11 protein-coding genes are annotated in these 18657 nt (G+C 63.8%); 7 read left to right on the top strand and 4 right to left on the bottom strand.

The features are described 5' to 3' along the window. Window positions 1–25: 25 nt before the first annotated feature. Window positions 26–457: a MarR family transcriptional regulator gene (locus tag ACZYR5_RS18410; protein ID WP_027619152.1), complete on the bottom strand. Its 432-nt coding sequence runs from the start codon at window positions 455–457 to the stop codon at window positions 26–28. Window positions 458–577: 120 nt separating this feature from the next. Next, on the bottom strand, window positions 578–2704 hold the full coding sequence (recQ, locus tag ACZYR5_RS18405; RefSeq protein WP_489090924.1) for a DNA helicase RecQ: 2127 nt from the start codon (window positions 2702–2704) through the stop codon (window positions 578–580). A 291-nt stretch (window positions 2705–2995) separates the two neighbouring features. On the opposite strand from recQ, the gene ACZYR5_RS18400 reads away from it, so the two are divergent. The 4 genes from ACZYR5_RS18400 (at window position 2996) to lapD (ending at window position 6752) form a co-directional block, all read left to right on the top strand. Continuing rightward, a complete protein-coding gene (locus ACZYR5_RS18400) occupies window positions 2996–3583 on the top strand; it encodes a UPF0149 family protein (protein ID WP_489090923.1) in 588 nt (195 codons plus the stop codon). Window positions 3584–3623: 40 nt separating this feature from the next. Continuing rightward, window positions 3624–3989, top strand: coding sequence for a YbaN family protein (locus ACZYR5_RS18395; protein ID WP_489091220.1), 366 nt, complete (start codon window positions 3624–3626; stop codon window positions 3987–3989). A gap of 78 nt (window positions 3990–4067) precedes the next feature. Next, window positions 4068–4775, top strand: a complete 708-nt coding sequence (gene lapG / locus ACZYR5_RS18390) for a cysteine protease LapG (protein WP_489090922.1) — start codon at window positions 4068–4070, stop codon at window positions 4773–4775. A 24-nt stretch (window positions 4776–4799) separates the two neighbouring features. Then, complete coding sequence (gene lapD, locus ACZYR5_RS18385; RefSeq protein WP_489090921.1) at window positions 4800–6752, top strand: cyclic di-GMP receptor LapD; 1953 nt, start codon at window positions 4800–4802, stop codon at window positions 6750–6752. Between the two features lie 45 nt (window positions 6753–6797). On the opposite strand, the gene ACZYR5_RS18380 is transcribed toward lapD, so the two are convergent. Next, the gene (locus ACZYR5_RS18380; RefSeq protein WP_489090920.1) at window positions 6798–12461 is read right to left on the bottom strand and encodes a retention module-containing protein; all 5664 of its coding nucleotides are present in this window, start codon (window positions 12459–12461) and stop codon (window positions 6798–6800) included. A 570-nt stretch (window positions 12462–13031) separates the two neighbouring features. On the opposite strand from ACZYR5_RS18380, the gene ACZYR5_RS18375 reads away from it, so the two are divergent. From ACZYR5_RS18375 to ACZYR5_RS18365, 3 genes are read left to right on the top strand one after another with little or no spacing between them, the layout of a single operon-like run. Next, entirely contained in the window at window positions 13032–14390 is a 1359-nt protein-coding gene (locus tag ACZYR5_RS18375) for a TolC family outer membrane protein (RefSeq protein WP_489090919.1), read from the top strand. An 18-nt stretch (window positions 14391–14408) separates the two neighbouring features. Continuing rightward, entirely contained in the window at window positions 14409–16568 is a 2160-nt protein-coding gene (locus ACZYR5_RS18370) for a type I secretion system permease/ATPase (protein WP_489090918.1), read from the top strand. A 9-nt stretch (window positions 16569–16577) separates the two neighbouring features. Then, window positions 16578–17933, top strand: a complete 1356-nt coding sequence (locus ACZYR5_RS18365; protein ID WP_489090917.1) for an HlyD family type I secretion periplasmic adaptor subunit — start codon at window positions 16578–16580, stop codon at window positions 17931–17933. A gap of 131 nt (window positions 17934–18064) precedes the next feature. Here the strand turns inward: ACZYR5_RS18365 and ACZYR5_RS18360 are convergent, their stop codons facing one another. Further along, a complete protein-coding gene (locus tag ACZYR5_RS18360; RefSeq protein WP_489090916.1) occupies window positions 18065–18655 on the bottom strand; it encodes a tRNA-uridine aminocarboxypropyltransferase in 591 nt (196 codons plus the stop codon). Window positions 18656–18657: the final 2 nt, after the last annotated feature.

Here is an 18657-nt window from a genome sequence, read left to right as displayed (position 1 = left end):
CGGCTTCACACAGAAGAGGGGCGAATCACTTTTCGAGGTTGGCGAGGATCCGACTGTGGACGCGCATGCACAGTTTGATCTCTTCTTCATCGACGCCTTCGAACAGCTCCTGGCGCAGCGCGTTGGCGATGGTTTCGATTTGCTCGATCAGCGGACGGGCCGTATCACACAGGAGGATTTTCTTCGCCCGGCGGTCTTCAGCGACGGCCAGGCGCTGGACCAGGCCCTGGGTTTCCAGGCTGTCGAGCAGTCGCGCCAGGGTTGGCCCCTCGACGCCGACGCTTTGCGCCAGTTCGCGCTGGGTAGGCGCGTCCTTGAAACGCGCCAGGTGCAGCAGCACCAGCCAGCGTGCCTGGGACAGGCCGAGGCCGGCGAGACGGCGATCCAGTTCGGCGCGCCAACCGCGAGACATTTGCGCCAACTGCATGCCAAAGCGGTGTTGTTCGGTTAACGGCATAAAACACTCATGATCAGACTGATATCGAAGTTGTACTAATTATTAGCCAGCTAAGCATGACCCTCGGTACGAAGCAAGGGCGGGACTGTACTGAATCGTTACATCTTGAGATGCATCAAGTTACATCTCGAATTCCGACTGCAAGGCCGCGCGCACGCAGTACAACACGCCCTCCGGCACCCGCCCGGCGAACAGCGGTGCAACTTCCGCCACAGCCGGCAATTCGCCCTCGCCGTCGAGGAACACATCCTGTACTTCGCCGAGCAGGTCTTCCGGCAGATCCAGCGCCTGCTCCAGCGACAACTGCTGCTTGCCGATGGCTTCGGCCAGCAGGGTGTAGACGTTTTTCTCCGAGCATTGCAGTTGCCCGGCAATCTGCAGCGGGGTCATGCCGGCGCGGGCCAGGGTAATCAGTTCGTGGCGCAGGTCGGCCACCACTTTCGGCGCCTCGGCCTGGCCGCCAAGGACTTCGAGGAACGCATCGCCATAGCGCTCCAGCTTGCGCGCGCCGACGCCACTGACCCGGGCCATTTCGGCCAGGGAGCCGGGCTGGCTGCGGAGCATTTCCAGCAAGGTCGAGTCCGGAAAAATAACGTAAGGCGGTACGCCGTGTTCTTCGGCGAGCTTGCGGCGCAGGGCGCGCAAGGCTTCCCATTGTTCGCGCTCTTCGCCACGCACCAGTTGGCTGGCCTGGCTGGAGCCGGTTTTCGCGGTGGTTTGCGGCTTCAGGTCGCGACGCAGCTCCAGGGTCACTTCGCCCTTGAGCAGCGGCCGGCAGCTGTCGCTCAGGCGCAGGCCGCCGTAGCCGTCCAGGTCGATATCGGCCAGGCCGCGGGCCACCAACTGGCGGAACAACGAGCGCCATTCGCCCTCGGCCCGGCCCTTGCCGACGCCGAACACCGCCAGGTGCTGATGGCCGGCGCCGCGGACCTTTTCGTTGTCCTTGCCCAGCAACACTTCCACCAGGTGGCCGACACCATAGCGCTGGCCGGTGCGGTAGATCGCCGACAAGGCCTGGCGCGCCGGCTCGGTGGCGTCCCAGGTCTGCACGCCGTCGACGCAGTTGTCGCAGTGCCCGCAGGGTTGCGGCATGTCTTCGTCGAAATAGGCGAGCAAGGTCTGCCGACGGCAGCGAGTTTCTTCGCACAACGACAGCATGGCGTCGAGCTTGTGCTGCTCCAGGCGCTTGTGGCGTTCATCGCCCTCGGAGTTCTGCAGCATCTGCTTGAGCATCACCACGTCCTGCAGGCCGTAGGCCATCCAGGCATCCGCCGGCAGGCCGTCACGACCGCCGCGACCGGTTTCCTGGTAATACGCCTCAAGCGATTTGGGCAGGTCGAGATGCGCAACAAAACGCACGTTGGGCTTGTCGATGCCCATGCCGAACGCCACGGTGGCGACCATGATCAGGCCTTCCTCGTTGAGGAAGCGCTTCTGGTTCTCGGCACGCACCTCGTTGGCCAAGCCGGCGTGATAGGGCAAGGCCGGGAAGCCCTGCTCGCTGAGGAACACCGCCACTTCGTCGACCTTCTTGCGCGACAGGCAATAGACGATGCCGGCGTCGCTGCGGCGCTCGGCGAGGAACGCGAGCAATTGCTTGCGCGGCTGCTCCTTGGGCACGATACGGTAGAAAATGTTCGGCCGGTCGAAGCTCGACAGAAAACGCTCGGCATTCTGCAGATGCAGGCGCTCGACGATTTCTTCACGGGTGCGCTTGTCGGCCGTGGCGGTCAGGGCGATGCGCGGAACATTGGGGAACAACTCGGCCAACTGCCCCAGTTGCAGGTATTCGCGGCGGAAATCGTGGCCCCATTGCGACACGCAGTGGGCTTCGTCGATGGCGAACAGGGCGATTTCCAGGCTCTGCAGGAACGCCAGCATGCGTGGCTGGACTAGCCGCTCGGGCGCCAGGTAGAGCATTTTCACTTCGCCGCGACGGATGCGCGCGGCAAGGTCGCGTTGTTGCTCGGGGCTCAGGGTCGAGTTCAGCGAGGCCGCCGCGACACCCAGTTCTTCGAGGGTCGCGACCTGGTCGTCCATCAACGCGATCAGCGGCGACACCACCACCGCCAGGCCATTGCGCAGCAGCGCCGGCACCTGGAAGCACAGGGACTTGCCGCCGCCGGTCGGCATCAGCACCAGGGCGTCGCCGCCGCTGGCCACGCGCTCAATGATGGCACCCTGGCGACCGCGAAAACTGTCATAGCCGAAGATGTCCTTGAGGACGCGCTGAGCCTGTTCGAGCATGAAAAACTCCAAATGGTGCTGAAAATCCCGGGGTGCAGGCTGGATCAAAACCGCGCGATGTTCACGGGCAGATCCGTTAGCGGATTTGTCCGAGGCCTGCGCACACCCTGCCGGGCATCACAAAACGCGCGAGTATACCCGAGCACTGCGCGGCAATGGACTTCACTGACGAATAGTCCCCTGGCTGCCCGCAACCGGCAGCGGATTACCGGCAAATCCGCCACGCGGCTGGCTTGGGCGCTCAAGAACGCCTAAACTTGGGCATCGTATATTCCCAAGGTAGCCCTCCCAATGTCCTTCGCTGAGCAACTAACCCGCCTGCAAGTCTTCCTCGACGCCGACGAGCTGCATGACGAGGCGCTGGACTACGTGGCCGCGCATGGCTACCTCACCGCCCTGTCGATCTGTGCCGAAACCGTACCGGACCGCGAGTGGATCGACGCCCTGTTCGCCGAAGAGCCGCACTACAGCAGCGACGCCCAGCGTGAAGAAATCGAAGCCACGCTGATCGGCCTCAAGGCCCACATCGCCCGCCAACTGGCTTCCGATGAAGAGTTCGAGCTGCCGTGCGACCTCGACCTCGGCGATGACCCGGACGACTCCGAACTGCGCGGCTGGTGCATCGGCTTCATGGAGGGCGTGTTCCTGCGTGAAGAAGCCTGGTTCGAAACCGCCGAAGACGAAGTCAGCGAGATGCTGCTGCCGATCATGGTCGGTTCCGGCCTGTTCGACGAGCAACCGGAGTTCTCCGACATCGCCTCCGACGCCAATCTGATGGACGACATGATCGTGCAGATCCCGGAAGCCCTGACCGCGCTGTACCTGCTGTGCAACGCCCCGGACGAAAAACCGGCGATTCTCAAGCCTCGTCACCACTGAGTTCCTGCCTGTGGCTGATCCCATAGGCAACCGCTCCCTGATGCTGCGCTACGTCCTCCTGGCCATTGGCTGGTTGAGCGTAGCGTTGGGAGTGATCGGCATCTTCCTGCCCGTCCTGCCCACCACCCCTTTCCTGCTGCTCGCCGCCGCCTGCTTTGCCCGCAGTTCGCCGCGTTTCTATCAATGGCTGGTGGAGCACCCGCGCCTCGGCCCGTGGATTCGCGACTACCTGGACGGCAACGGCATTCCCCTCAAGGGCAAGGTCTACGCCATTGGCCTGATGTGGCTGAGCATCCTGTTTTCCTGCTACCTGGTGCCCCTGCCCTGGGCCCGCGGCTTCATGCTGACCAGCGCGGTGCTGGTGACGGTGTACATCCTGCGCCAGAAAACCCTGGAAAAACCCTGAGCACCCTGCGCGACAATTCGCCCGGCCTTTTGCCCCACAGCGCCTAGACTCCACAGATCTGCATGTGAGCAGCCCGGCATGCCTCGTCGCCCGCGAAGTCCAGGATGGTCAACGCTCCGATTGCGGCTCGGCGGATGGCTGCTACTCGGTGTTTTTCTGCTATCAGGGTTGGGTGCGGTTCGGGCGAACTGGAATTTCGCTGACATCCTGGCCACGGCCGAACAACGCTATGGCCCCCTGGGCAGTGCCCAGGGACGGATTGAGGCGTGGAACCAGATGCTGCAAAGCCAGGCCCGACAACCCGAACGCGAGCAACTGACGGCGGTCAATCGTTTCTTCAACCAGCAATTGAGCTTTCGCGACGACAGCCGCGTCTGGCAGCAGATCGATTACTGGGCAACCCCGGTCGAAGCGCTGGTCAAGGGCGCCGCTGACTGCGAGGACTATGCCCTGGCCAAATACTTCAGCCTGCGCCAACTCGGCGTCGCTGCGCAAAAACTGCGCATCACCTACGTCAAGGCGCTGACCCAGAACCAGGCCCATATGGTCCTGACGTATTACCCCAGCCCCACGGCCGACCCGCTGGTCCTCGACAACCTGATCGGCGAGATCCGTCCCGCTTCGCAACGCAAGGACCTGCTGCCGGTGTACGCCTTCAATGCCGAAGGCCTGTACACGCCGGGGGCCAATGGCGGCCAGCGCAAGGGCGACGCCAAGCGCCTGTCACGCTGGCAGGATGTGCTGCGCAAGATGCAGGCCGAGGGTTTTGCCGTGGGCGATGGCTGAGACTGACGAGCACAGGAGCGTCACATGTCCCTACTCAAACAATTGTTCCTCGCCATCTGCCTGTTCCTGCTGGTGGCGTTCAGCGGCAGTTTTTTTGTCGGCCTGGAGAGTTCGCGCGAACAGATGCTCGGCCAGTTGCGCTCCCATGCCCAGGACGCCGCCACGGCACTGGGCCTGTCGTTGACCACGCAACTGGACGACCCGGCCATGACCGAACTGATGGTCAGCTCAATCTTCGACAGCGGCTACTTCTCCAGCATCCGGGTGATCGCTATCGAAGATGAGCGCCTGTTGGTGGAACGCAGCACCCACGCCACCGCTGAAGGCATTCCCGCCTGGTTCGTCAGACTGGTGGACCTGCGACCGCAAGGCGGTGATGCGCTGATCATGCGCGGCTGGGAACAGGCGGCGCGGGTCGAAGTGCAGAGCAATCCCCAGTTCGCCCTCGCCAAGCTCTGGGACAGCAGCGTCGGCAGCCTGCTCTGGCTGCTGTTGTGCGGCTTGCTCAGCGCGGTGTTCGGTGGCTGGTTGCTGCGCCGTCAACTGCGGCCACTCGACAGTCTGGTCAAGCAGGCCCACGCCATCAGCCAGCGCGAGTTTCGCAGCGTGAAGAAACTGCCCAGGACGCCGGAGCTGAAACGGGTGGTGCTGGCAATGAACCAGATGGTCGAGAAGCTCAAGGCACTGTTCGTCGAAGAAGCCGCGCGCAGCGAGACACTGCGTGCCGCGTCCTATCAGGATGAGCTGACCGGGTTGGCCAACCGGCGCCTGCTCGATGAACAACTGGCCGACCAGTTGCTGCCCGGCGAACAAAGCAGTGCCGGGCATGTGCTGATGTTCCGGGTCAACGACCTGGGCGGCCTCAACCAGCGCCAGGGTGGCCAGGCCACCGACGCCCTGATCAGCCAGATCGGCCAGTTGCTCAAGCGGCTCACCCAGCCACCCGAGCGTCATGCCTGGCTGGCCGCGCGCAACCGTGGCGGCGAGTTCAGCCTGCTGACCCCGGGCCTGGACAACCAGGAAGCGACCCGCCTGGCCGGGGAAATCAGCGCCACCCTGGAGAACTTGCGCCTGACCGGTGCCAGCGACTGCATGCCCGTCGCCCATCTCGGCGTGGTGCCTTACATTCCGGGGGAAACCGCTGCCACGGTGCTGATGCGCCTGGACCAGGCCCTGGCCCAGGCGCAACTGCAACCGGAGCGACCCTGGGTCTATCTCGAGCAATCACGGGCCGCGCCGACCCAGAACGCCCACGACTGGCGCGCCTGGATCGACGACGCCCTGACCCACGGCAAGCTGCAGCTGTACTTCCAGCCGGTGGTGGACTGCGCCGACACCAGCCAACTGCTGCACCACAAGGTCCTGGCGCGCCTGCTCGACCCGCAGGGCGAAACAATTGCCGCCGGGCACTTCCTGCCCTGGATCGAACGCCTGGGCTGGTCGGCTCGATTCGACCTGGCGATGCTCGAACACACCCTCGAATACCTCGCCGAACACCGCCAGCCGTTGGCCCTGAGCCTGTCCGGCAGCACCCTGCGCGACGCCACGCAACTGCGGATCATCCTCGACACGCTGAACGCGCTGCCAGACCTGGCACCGCTGCTGACCCTGGAAATCGACGAGCACCAGTTGCCGCCGCCCGAAGACCTGCGCCAGTTGAGCCTGAGCCTGCGCGACACCGGATATCGCATCGGCCTGCAGCACTTCGGCGGCAGCTTCAGCCAGATCGGCAACCTCACCCAGCTCGGCCTGGCCTACCTGAAAATCGACGGCAGCTACATTCGCAGCATCGACACGCAGAGCCACAAGAGACTGTTTATCGAAGCGATCTATCGCGCCACCCACAGCATCGACCTGCCGCTGATTGCGGAAATGGTCGAGACCGCGGGTGAGCTGGAGGCGCTCAAGGAGTTGGGGATTTTTGGCGCGATGGGACGCTTGATCGGTGCGCCGCAACCGGTGCCTGGCGAACAGTGAAGGTGTGGCGCGGGAGCTGCTTCCCGCGCCACGGACGACTGATCCTCAGACCGTGTCGACCTTCAACGAATGGTCATTGAGCATGCCGTTGATGATGGTCGCGGTGTCGTGGCCGCCGGCAATCACCCCTCCCGCCCCCGGCGTCACGCCGTAGTGATCGGCCAGGTTGACCCCCGCCAGGTCGATGGTCTGGGTCTGGGTCGACGGCGCGCCGACCGTGGCCTTGATATCGATGCTGGTGACCAGCGACGCACCGCTGCCACTGACGCTGAAATGCAGGTAGTCATCCAGCGAGGTTGACGAGGCATGCTCGCCCTGCAGCAGTTGCGACAGGTCGAGCTTGTCGGTACCGGGGGTGAAGTCGGTGACCACATCATGCCCGCTGTTGCCGGCCAGCCACTTGAAGGTGTCGGCACCGCCACCGCCGGTCAGGGTGTTGTTGCCCAGGCCGCCGATGATCAGGTTGTCGTGGTCGTTGCCGATCAACGTGTCGTTCCAGTTCGAGCCGGTCAGGTTCTCGATACTGACCAGGGTATCGACTCCCGCCCCCACGGTGTTCTGCGCCCCTGGCAGGGCGAGGTTGACGGTCACGCCGGCAGTCGCATGGGCATAGCTGGCGGTATCGATGCCATCGCCACCGTCCAGCAAATCGTTGCCCAGGCCGCTGAACAACAGGTCGTTGCCCGCGCCGCCGTGCAGTGCGTTGTTACCGTTGCCCGCCGTCAGCACGTCGTTGCCGTCACCGCCGTTGAGGACGTTGTCGCCATTGCCGGCCAACAGCACGTCGTCGCCGGCGGTGCCGGTCAGCGTCTGGCCTTGCTGGTAGCTGATGCTCACTGCCGCCGAGTCGCTGCCGCCGTGGTTGTCGCTGGCGCTGTAGCTGCCGACAAAGTCCGGCGAACTTTCGTGGGCGCCGGCGTAGTTGAGGGTCATGCTCAACTGATAACTTTCGGCGGCATTCGGTTGGCTGCCGTCGGGGTTGTGCAGGTTGCTGATGTGGATCCGGTAGCTGCCGTCTTCGTTGGCAACCAGGGTGCCGTCGTTGTCGATCCCGAGGAAGCCACCGCCATTGAGCGAGTACTCCATGCCGATATGACCGGCCGCCAGGTTGTGATCGAGGTTGAGGGTTTCGCCTTTTTTCAGGTTGACGGTAATCATGTCCTCGTCGTTGGCACTGCTGTTGCTGACCTGGCCGAGGAAACCGCTGATCACCAGCAAGGCGGTCATGGCTGCGGCATCGGCGGCAAAGGCGCCACGCACATCTGCCAGATTGCGGTTGGCGGAGATGTTCTGAGGCGCACTGAAATCAATCGCCCCGCTGCCGGTGAAGTCCGCGCCCTTGGCGATCCAGCCGGTGTTGAAGGTGCTCGGGCTGGCGGTCAGTGGGTCGCCGTTGGCATCGCTGTCGTTGGCCAACAGTGCCGCGGCCGGCACCGTGATATGGCTCGAGAGAATGTTGGTAATCACATGATCATCCACCGCCACCGGCGCCGTGTTGGGCACCACCTTGATGTTCAGGGTGCGGCTGGCCAGGTCTCCGTCGTAGTCGCTGGCGGTGAAGGCGATCTGCTCGGTCAACTCGACCGCTGTGGCTTTCAGCGAGGTGTAAGTGAATTCGCCGGTGTCGAGGTTGATCACCAGCACGCCGCCCTTGAGGGTGCTGATGGTCAGGCTGTTGTCGAGGGTGTTGAACACCCCGCGATTGAAGCCTTCGATGACCGACAGCGTGCCGTGATTGTTGTCGCCCCGAGGATCGAAGCTGTAGGTGGTGCCTTCGACGATGACGGTTTTGATAAAGCCACCATCGGCGCCGAAACCACCGCCGTCGCCCATCAGCAAGCCGGTGATCGGCACGCCGACCACGGTGCCGGTCAGCACCGAATTGAGCTGGTTGAGGTCGGTGACCAGATGGGCATCGGTGTCGACGTGGTTGCTGCCGTCGTAGGCCAGCGGATTGAGATGGGAGGCATCGACGCCACCGCCGAGGCCGATCGCGTAGTTCTTGATCCCGTTGGCATCGAGGAAGGCTTTCCACGCTGCCTCGTCTGCCGGGTCGATCTGCCCGCCCACGTTGGGTTTGCCGTCGGAGAAGAAGTAGCCGACGTTCTGCGCGCCGACCAGTTTGCCCTCGGTACCGAAGGCCAGCTTGGCCGCGGCCAGGGCATCGTCGTAGTTTGTGCCGCCGCCAGCGGTCAACGAGGCAATGATCGACTTGGCCGTGGCCACGTCGACCCAGAATGCGCTCTGCCCGCTGGCATCGCCGTTGAACGTGACCAACTGCACTTTGACGTCGCCCAGTGCATCGTATTTGTCGAGCAAGGCGCTGATCGCCTGCTGGGCCAATTCAAGGCGCGACAGCGAGCCGACACCCGAGCAGTCGGCCATGCTGCCGGACACATCGATCACCAGCAGCAGGTTGGTATCAATTTCACCCGCCGGAGCAAAACGTTCGGAATGCTGGGCTTGCGGCACGTCGTCGACGATGTTCACCACAATGCTGCTGGTGGTGCTGTTGCCCAAGGCGTCGGTGACCTTGTAGTTGAAGGTCTCGGTGATGAGGTTGGCGCCGTCATTGCCGCCGGGTACGGTTTTCGGCGCCGAGGTCAGGGTGTAAGTGTAAGTGCCGTCCGGGTTGAGCAGGATCTGCCCGTAAGTGCCGGTGGCGCTGCCGAGCAGGGTAAAGGTCAGCGGGCCACTGCCGCCACCGACCGAACCGGCCAGGTTGCCGTGGGCGGTTTCGCTGGTGGAGGTCGGATCGCTGCCGATCACCGTGCCCGCCGCCAGGTCCTGGCCGTCCTTGTTCAGGTCCAGGCCTTTCTCGAACACCGTCAAACAGGAGTCGACACAGGCGTGCAGGCCGCTGTCGGTGACATTAATGGTGATGGTGGTGGTGCTCTCGTCACCGTCGCCGTCGCGGATGGTGTAGGTGAACACGTCGGTCGCACCCGGTGGGCAAACGCCGTTGGCGGTGCTGTGATAGACCGCGTTGCCGGCAGCATCCAGGGTCAGGTAGCCGTAGGCACCCTGAATTTGATCGCCGAGGCCGCCGATCACCGAGGTCGCGGTGTTGCCACCGGCGCGCACGCCGACCACTGCGCCGCCCTCGGCCGCACCATCGGCGCCGTTGCTGTCATTGCCGAGCACCGCGATGTTCACCGTCGCGCCTTCGAATACCGTGGCGCAATCGGCGTTGGCGGTCGGCAGGTCGTCGATGATATTGACGTCCAGCGAGTCGCTGGCGGTGCTGCCGTTGCTGTCGGTCACCGTGACCGTGAAGTGTTCGCTGAGGCTGTTGGCGCCGTTGGCAGTGGGGTGATTTTCGTTGTCATTGAGGGTGTAGCTATAGCTGACCACGCCGGTCGCCGAGTCATAGCCGGTGATGGTCAGGGTGTTGCCGAGGAAGGTGGTGAGGGTTTGCGGGAAGCCGGCGGTGACGCCCGCTGTCACCACATTCAAGCCGCCTACGCTCAGGTTCTGCACGCCGTCGAGTGCGGTGACGGTGAAAGTGCCGCTCTGGGTCAGCGCCGGAGTGCCCGGGGTCGAACCGTCACTCAAGGCCCGCTCGTAAACGGTGAGTTCACCGCCGCAAACGTTCAGGCCATCGATCAGCACCGGGTCGTCGTTGTTGTGCACCGTCAGAGTCAGGGTGGCACTGCTGGTGTCGCCGTCCGAGTCGGTGATGGTGTAGGTGAAGACTTCGTGGGCATCGGCCTTGAGCGCGAGGAACGCCGGATTGCTGGTGTCGACCGTGTAGGTGTAAGTACCGTCCGCTGCCAGCACCAGATGGCCATAGGTGCCCGCCAGGTTGCCGGGGGTGACCGGGCCGCCGATCACGCGGTCGGCGCCCAATTGATCGTTGTCGAGCACATTGCCGACCAGGGTCAACTGGGTTTCCGAGGCCACGCCAGGGTTGCTGTCATCGGCTGCATCGGGCAGGTCATCGACCACATTGACGTTCAGCGAGGCACTACTGGTACTGCCGTCGACGTCGGTGGCGGTCACCGTGAAATGTTCGCTCAGGCTGTTGGCGCCGTTGGCATTCGGGTGGGCGTCGTTGCCGTTGAGGGTGTAGCTGTAGCTGACCACACCGGTTGCCGAGTCATAGCCGGTGATGGTCAGGGTGTTGCCTAACGCGGTGGTCAGGGTTTGCGGGAAGCCGGCAGTGATGCCGGCGGTCATCACGTTGAGGCTGCCGACGGTCAGGCTGTGCAAGCCGTCGAGGGCGGTGACGGTAAAGGTGCCGTTGACCGTCAGTGCGCCCGGAGCGGGATCGCTGCCGGTGCCGAGGTGTTTTTCGTAGACGGTCAGTTCACCGCCTTCAAGGGTCAGGCCATCGAGTTTTACCGGGTCGTCGTTGTTGTGAATGTTCAGCACCAGCTTGGCGCTGCTGCTGTCGCCGTCGGCATCGGTCAGGGTGTAGGTGAACGTTTCGCTGCCGTTGCCACCGCCCTTGAGCCCGATGAACGCCGGATCGTTGCTGTGCAGGGTGTAGGTGTAGGAGCCGTCGGCGGCCAGTACCAGGGTACCGTAGGTGCCGTTGAAAGTGCCGGGGGTGATCGGTCCGCTGGGCACCCGGTCGGCGCCTTGAGTGTCGTTGTCCAGCACGTTGCCGGTCAGCGTCAGGTGGGTTTCCGAGGCGACGCCATTGCTGTCGTCGTAGGCCTGGGGCACGTCGTCGGTGATGTTGATGTCCAGGGTGTTGCTGGCTGAATCGCCATTGGTGTCGCTGGCGATCACGCTGAAGTGTTCGCTCAGATTGTTCAGGCCATCGCCTGCAGCGTGGCTTTCATTGCCGACCAGGGTGTAGCTGTAGCTGACGATGCCGGTGGCCGGGTCGTAGCCGGTGATGGTCAGGGTGTTGCCCAGGCCGGTGGTGATCGACTGCGGGAAGCCGGTGGCGGTGCCACCACTGACGATGCTCATCCCGCCGATACTCAAAGTCAGCAGACCGTCCGGCGCCGACACCCTGAAGGTGCCGTTCTGGGTCAGGGCGCCGGGATTGCTGGCGGAGCCGTTGGCCAGGTTGGCTTCGTTGAGGGTCAACTCACCGCCCACCACCGATAGGCCAGTCAGGGTGACCGGATGGTTTTCCGGAACCAGCGGTGGACCAGGAGGGTTGGGTGTTTCGGGCGACAGTGGGTTGACCGAGGGTGTACCCGGTGTACCAGGAGTAGCGGCATTGTCAGCGCCATCGCCATCCGGCGTGCCGTCGCGCCAACCGAAGACGAACTCGGGAATGCCATTGAAACCGGCGGTAGGGAAACCGATCACCGGATCGACCCGCCCCGCCGTCTCCTGCAGCAACACGAATGAATGACCGCCACCGGCGTCGCCGGGTGCGCCGCTGCCATTGGGGCCGGCCGCGGTGGCTTCAGCGGCCTGGGTCGGATCGACGCCGGCGGCGATGGCTTTTTGCAATTGCTCGACATCGGTCAATTGCGCCTGGCTGGGTGCCGTGCCTGCGGAGCTGTCGACATGGGCCGGCTGGCTGGCCAGCAATGAATCATTCATGTGCAGGCTGCTGCCACGCCCCAGCGTCAGGTCCTGGCCGTTTTGCAGGTGCACGGCGACGGCACCGGCGGCGCCTGTCACCAACTGCTCACCGGCGTACAACCGGTCCCCCTCGGTCAGGACGCGGCGGGTGCCATTACCCGCCTGCGCGAACACCTGACCCACGACCTTGCTGACGATTCCGATGAGCCTTGCCATGTGAAGTCCTCCGCCGCCGACATCCATCGGCACCTGGGTTGCGCGCAGAAACTGGCAGGGCACTACCGGGTCGCCTCGCCGACCTTCGGCCTGGCAGCACTTGCACTTCAAGGTGCAAGCCCTTGCCTGACGACGATCGGGTCGCGCGTGCCCTACGCAGGCGAGGTCCTTATTGCGGGACAAACTTGAATGAAATCATTCACTCAGCGCAGTTCAGGTTGCCTGCGAGGGCGGCCGACGGTGAACGACAATATTTTGTCGTTCAAAAACCGCTCAGCCTCCTTCCCCTCCAACGTTTCTCCACCCTCTGTTGCAAAAGTGCTGGAACTTTTTCGGGCCTTGCAAAGCTCCCTAAAGCTCGTGAATACAAGGCTTGTGCCCTGAACAATGTGCTGGATCCAGCGAAGCGCATAAGTTTTTTTCGGCATAAGGCCTATGAGAAATTCTTCTTAGCTTCTGCCTCAGATGTTCTTAGCTCTGTTGTTACAAGGCTGAAACGGTTTTAGCCGAAAATAACGCCAAATTATTGGCGACAGACAGGCACCATTGGTGAACAGGGAGATGTCCTTCATGCGCGTCCTTACCCCCCTCTGCAGCGCGGTTTTACTGGCTGCGACCTGTGCCCAGCAGGCCCAGGCCATGTCCCTAACCGAGGCCATCCAGAGCACGCTGGACTACCACCCGGAGCTGCTGGCCAGTGAGAACAACCGTCTGTCGGCGGATGAGGACGTGAAGGTCGCCAAGGGTGGTTACTACCCCGCCGTGGATTTGTTCGGCGGCTATGGCCGTGGCTACAGCGACAACTCCAGCACCCGCGCCTTGGGTAACCACAACACCCAGACCCAGTGGTACACCCAGTCGGAACTGCGCATGCGGCAGATGCTCTTCGACGGCTTCAACACCGCCAACGAAGTCGGGCGCACCCAGGGGATCGTCAATTCGCGCGCGTACTTCACCCGCGGCACGGCCGAAAGCCTGGCCCTGCGCACCATTGAGGTGTACCTCGAAGTGCTCAAGCGCCGCGAGTTGGTGACCCTGGCCACCAACAACCTGCAGGCGCATTTGCGGGTCAACGACCAGATCGGCCTGCGCACCGAGCGCGGGATTGGCAGCAGTGCCGACCTCGACCAGTCCAAGGCGCGCCGCGCCCTGGCGGAAAACAACCTGGACACCGCCCAGGTCGACCTCGCCGATGCCGAGGCGAATTTCTTCAGTGCCGTGGGACGCATGCCCGACGAACTTGAGACCCTGCCGTCGATTCGCGGCGAAGTCCCACAGACCCTCGGCGATGCCCGGCAGTCGATGATGGAAAACAACCCCTACCTGAAATCCGCCCAGGCCGACGTAATGTCCGCCGAGAGTCAGTACGAAGTGGCCAAGTCGCCGTTCTACCCGCGCTTCGACGCCGAGGCCGCCGTCGGCGCCAACGACAACATCCAGGGCGACATCGGCCACGACAACCAATGGCGCGTGGGCATCGTGATGAACTACAACCTGTTCCGCGGCGGCAGCGACAAGGCGCGCCTGCAATCGGACGCGCACAAGATCAACCAGGCCATGGACATCCGCAACAACGCCCTGCGCACCCTCAACGAGAACATCACCCTGGCCTGGAACGCCATGGTCAACGCGAAGAAACAAACCCCGACCGCCCGCGAATACGCCGACACCACCATGCGTGTACGCGCCGCCTATCAGGATCAGTTCGGCCTTGGCCAACGCACCCTGCTCGACGTGCTGGACAGTGAAAACGAGCTGTACAACGCCAATCGCCGCTACACCGAAGTGCGCTACACCGAGGAATTCTCGATGTACCGGATCCTGGCGAACATGGGCGAATTGCTCAACAAATCGAAAGTCGTGGTGCCGGCCGAAGCCATTGCCCAGAGCGAAGTGAAAAGCCAGGCGCGTCTGCCGGACATGCGCTAGCCCACGGGGGAACTGCAGTTGACCAGCATGGAACCCGGCAACACTGGCGCCGATCCGCGCCTGAGCTTCGACGACCCGCTGCTCGATGGCCTGCTGATCCTGTGCAAGCTGCACGACTGCGCCGTCAGCCGGGCCAGCCTGAGTGCCGGTCTGCCGCTGGACAAGCAACGCCTGAGCCTCGACCTGCTGCCGCGCGCCGCCGCCCGGGCCAACCTGCAGGCGCGGATACTGCGCCGCGAGCTGGAGTCGATCTCGGCGCTCAACCTGCCGCTGTTGTTGCTGCTGCACAACGGTCGCTGCGCGGTGCTGCGGCGCTGGGGCGACGACGGCCGGGCGCTGATCCTGCCCAGCGAAGCCGAGGGCGGCGAGCAATGGGTCAGCCGTGAAGAACTGGCCGCCGAGTACAGCGGCCAGGCGCTGTTCGCCCGGCCCCGGCATGAACTCGAAGAACTGCGCGCGCCGCTGGTGCCGAGGGTCAAGGCGTGGTTTCGCGACACCCTCAAGCTGTCGCGCTGGCTGTACAGCGATGCGATCCTCGCCAGTCTGCTGATCAACCTGCTGGGCCTGATGGTGCCGCTGTTCGTCATGCAGACCTACGACCGGGTGGTGCCGAACCAGGCCACTTCGACCCTGTGGGTGCTGGCCATCGGGCTGTTGATCGGCACCGCCTTCGAGCTGGTGCTGCGGGTGGTGCGCGCGCACTTGCTGGACAGCGCCGGACGCAAGACCGACGTGATTCTCTCCGCGACCCTGTTCGAGCGCATCACCGGCATGTCGATGAAGGCCCGGCCCGCGACTGTCGGCGGCTTTGCCCAGAGCATCCATGACTTCCAGGGCCTGCGCGAATTCCTTACCGCCGTGACCCTGACCAGCCTGATCGACCTGCCCTTCGCCGCGCTGATGCTGCTGGTGATCGGCCTGCTCGGTGGCTGGCTGGTGGTGATCCCGCTGCTGGCATTTCCCATCACCATTGTCTTCGCCCTGCTGATCCAGACACGCCTGCGCGACACCGTGCAGAAAAGCCTGGCCCTCGGCGCGGAACGCCAGGCGCTGTTGATCGAAACCCTCGGCGGCCTGGAAACCCTCAAGGCCTGCAGCGCCGAGAGCGAACGCCAGCACCGCTGGGAAAGCACCCACGGCGCGCTGACCCGCCTCGACAGCCATGCGCGCAACCTCTCGGCGCTGGCCACTAACGGCACCCTGTTCGTCCAGCAGTTCAGCGGCATGGCGACCATCGTCGCCGGGGTCTATAGCATCATCGCCGGCAACCTCAGTGTCGGCGCGCTGGTGGCGACCTACATGCTCGGCAGCCGCGTGCTCGCGCCGCTGGGGCAGATCGCCGGATTGATCACCCGCTACCAGCAAGCGCAACTGACGATGAAAAGCACCGACGCGCTGATGTCCCTGCCCCAGGAGCGCGAAACCGGGCAGCGGCCACTGGAGCGCACGCAGCTGCAGGGTGCGCTGGATGTCAGCGGCGTGACCTTCCACTACCAGGGTCAGAACGCCCCGGCCCTGGCCAACGTCAGTTTCAACCTAAAGCCCGGCGAGCGGATCGGCATCATCGGCCGCAGCGGCTCGGGCAAAAGCACCCTGGCCCGATTGGTGATGGGCTTCTACGCGCCCGACGAAGGCCAATTGCTGCTCGACGGCCTCGACCTGCGGCAACTGGATGTCGCTGACCTGCGCCAGCAGATCGGCTACGTCGCCCATGACCTGCCGCTGCTGGCCGGCAGCCTGCGCGACAACCTGACCCTCGGCGCGCGCTATGTCAGCGACGCGCGCATGCTCGAAGTCGCCGAACTGACCGGGGTCACCGAACTGGCGCGCCAGCACCCCCAGGGCTTCGACCGCCCGGTGGGCGAACGTGGCCAGTTGCTGTCCGGCGGTCAGCGCCAGGCGGTGCTACTGGCGCGGGCTTTGCTGCTCGACCCGCCGATCCTGGTGCTCGACGAACCCACCAGCGCCATGGACAACAGCAGCGAAGACGCCCTGCGCCAGAAACTGCAGGGCTGGGTCCAGGGCAAGACCCTGTTGCTGGTGACCCACCGCACCTCGATGCTCAGCCTGGTCGACCGGCTGCTGGTGCTGGACAACGGGCGAATCGTCGCCGACGGCCCGAAAGAGGTGGTCATCGATGCACTGCGCAAGGGCCGGGTCGGCTCTGCGGCCGATTAGGAGTCGCTTATGTCCGGTTCAACAGGTGAGCGCGGCTACTTTGGCAGCTTCGGCAAAAGCGCGGAAAGCGAGTTCATGCCGGAAACCGCCAACGCTTCGCTGCAGGATTCGCCACGCTGGTCGCGCATCACCGTGTGGCTGGCCGCCGCGCTGATCGTCACGGCGGTGGTCTGGGCCAGGTTCGCGGTGCTGCAGGAAGTCACCATGGGCGAAGGCAAGGCGATTCCGTCGAGCAAGGTCCAGGTGATCCAGAACCTTGAAGGCGGGATCGTCACCGAGATCTTCGTTCGTGAAGGGCAGATGGTGAACAAGGGCGACACCTTGCTGCGTTTGGATGACACACGCTTTCTGTCGAACAAGGGCGAGAGCGAGGCTGATCGCTACGCGCTCACCGCGCAGGTCGAGCGCCTGTCCGCCGAGGCCGAGGGGCGGCCGTTCAAGCTCTCTGACGAGGTCATCGCCAAGGCCCCGCAAGTGGCCGAAGACGAACGCGCGCTGTTTGACCAGCGGCAGCGCCGATTGGCCAGCGAACAACGCACGCTTAGCGAACAACTTCGGCAAAAGACCCAGGAACTGGCGGAATTTCGCTCGAAACAGGGGCAGTACAGTTCCAGCCTGGCGCTGCTCAACCAGGAGATGAACATGTCGGCGCCATTGGTGGGCACCGGCGCGGTGTCGCCGGTGGAAATCCTGCGGCTCAAACGCAGCGCCGTGGAAGTCCGTGGCTCGTTGAATGCGACTACCCTGGCGATCCCACGGGCTGAATCGGCGATCGACGAGATCAAGAGCAAGCTCGACGAATCGGTGCAGAGCTTTCGCTCGGACGCCGCCAAGGAGCTCAACGAGAAACGCACCGAACTGTCGAAAATCACCGCCACCAGCATCGCCATCGACGACCGGGTGACCCGCACCACCGTGGTCTCGCCGGTGCGCGGAATCATCAAGGTGCTCAAGGTCAACACCATTGGCGGCGTGGTCCAGCCCGGCAGCGACATGCTGGAGATCGTGCCACTGGAGGACAACCTGCTGATCGAAGCCAAGGTCCGCCCGCAAGACGTGGCGTTCCTGCACCCCGGGCAGAAAGCCATGGTCAAGTTCAGCGCCTACGACTACACCATTTACGGCGGCCTCAGCGCCAAACTGGAGCTGATCGGCGCCGACACCATCACCGACGACAAGGGCAACAGCTTCTACTTGATCCAGGTGCGTACCGACAAAAACCACCTGGGCGGCGACGTCAAACCGCTGCTGATCATTCCAGGCATGGTCGCGACTGTAGACATCATCACCGGCGAGAAAAGCGTGCTTGATTACCTGCTCAAACCGGTGCTCAAGGCGCGGACCGAGGCGATGCGTGAGCGCTGATCGCAGGTGCAAACACAATACTCTGTAGGAGCTGGCTTGCCAGCGATGCAGGCGCAGAGGTCCATCAGATAGACCGCCATCGCTGGCAAGCCAGCTCCTACAAAGGTTTGTAGCGTCTGGTAGAACGCGCCCTACAAATGATTCTTCCGATAAGTCTCCTGCCCCATCGCCGCTATCTGCCCCTCGATCAACGCCTCGAACGGTTGCAGCAAGGCATCGAAAGACTGCGGGGCTTCCAGCACCTGCAACGCCTGGGCAATCGCCTCCACCGTCGACAACGCCCCCGGCCCCGGTGCCTTGCGCAGGCGATAGCGCGAGACTCCGCCATTGGCCAGGGTCACTCTCGGCAAGCCGGCGAGCAGCGGGTTGAGGTGCAGCAGTTTGCGCGCCTTGCGCCAGGTGCCGTCGGGCACTACCAGCAACAGCGGCTGCTCGCCGGGTGTGTAGGCTTGCAGCGGCTGGGCGTCGTCCGCCGGAAACAGCAGGCGCGCGGTATAGCCCGGCGGGTTCAGCAATTCGGACAAATCCTCGAACACCTCCCCCACCAGCAACTGACTGTTGCTCAGCCCCAGCGCCGCCAGACGCGCAGTATTCAGGGCGTGGTTGACCTCGCTGGGATGTTGCAACAACAGCACCCGGGTGCGGCTGTCGAGGCTGGGTATCAGCGGGCACAGGCAGTGGGTTTGCGGGCGCAGGCAGCGCGGACATTGGATTCTCGACATGG

It is taken from the genome of Pseudomonas sp. F007, from assembly GCF_057814275.1.
This window is presented reverse-complemented; position numbering and strand designations above follow the sequence as displayed.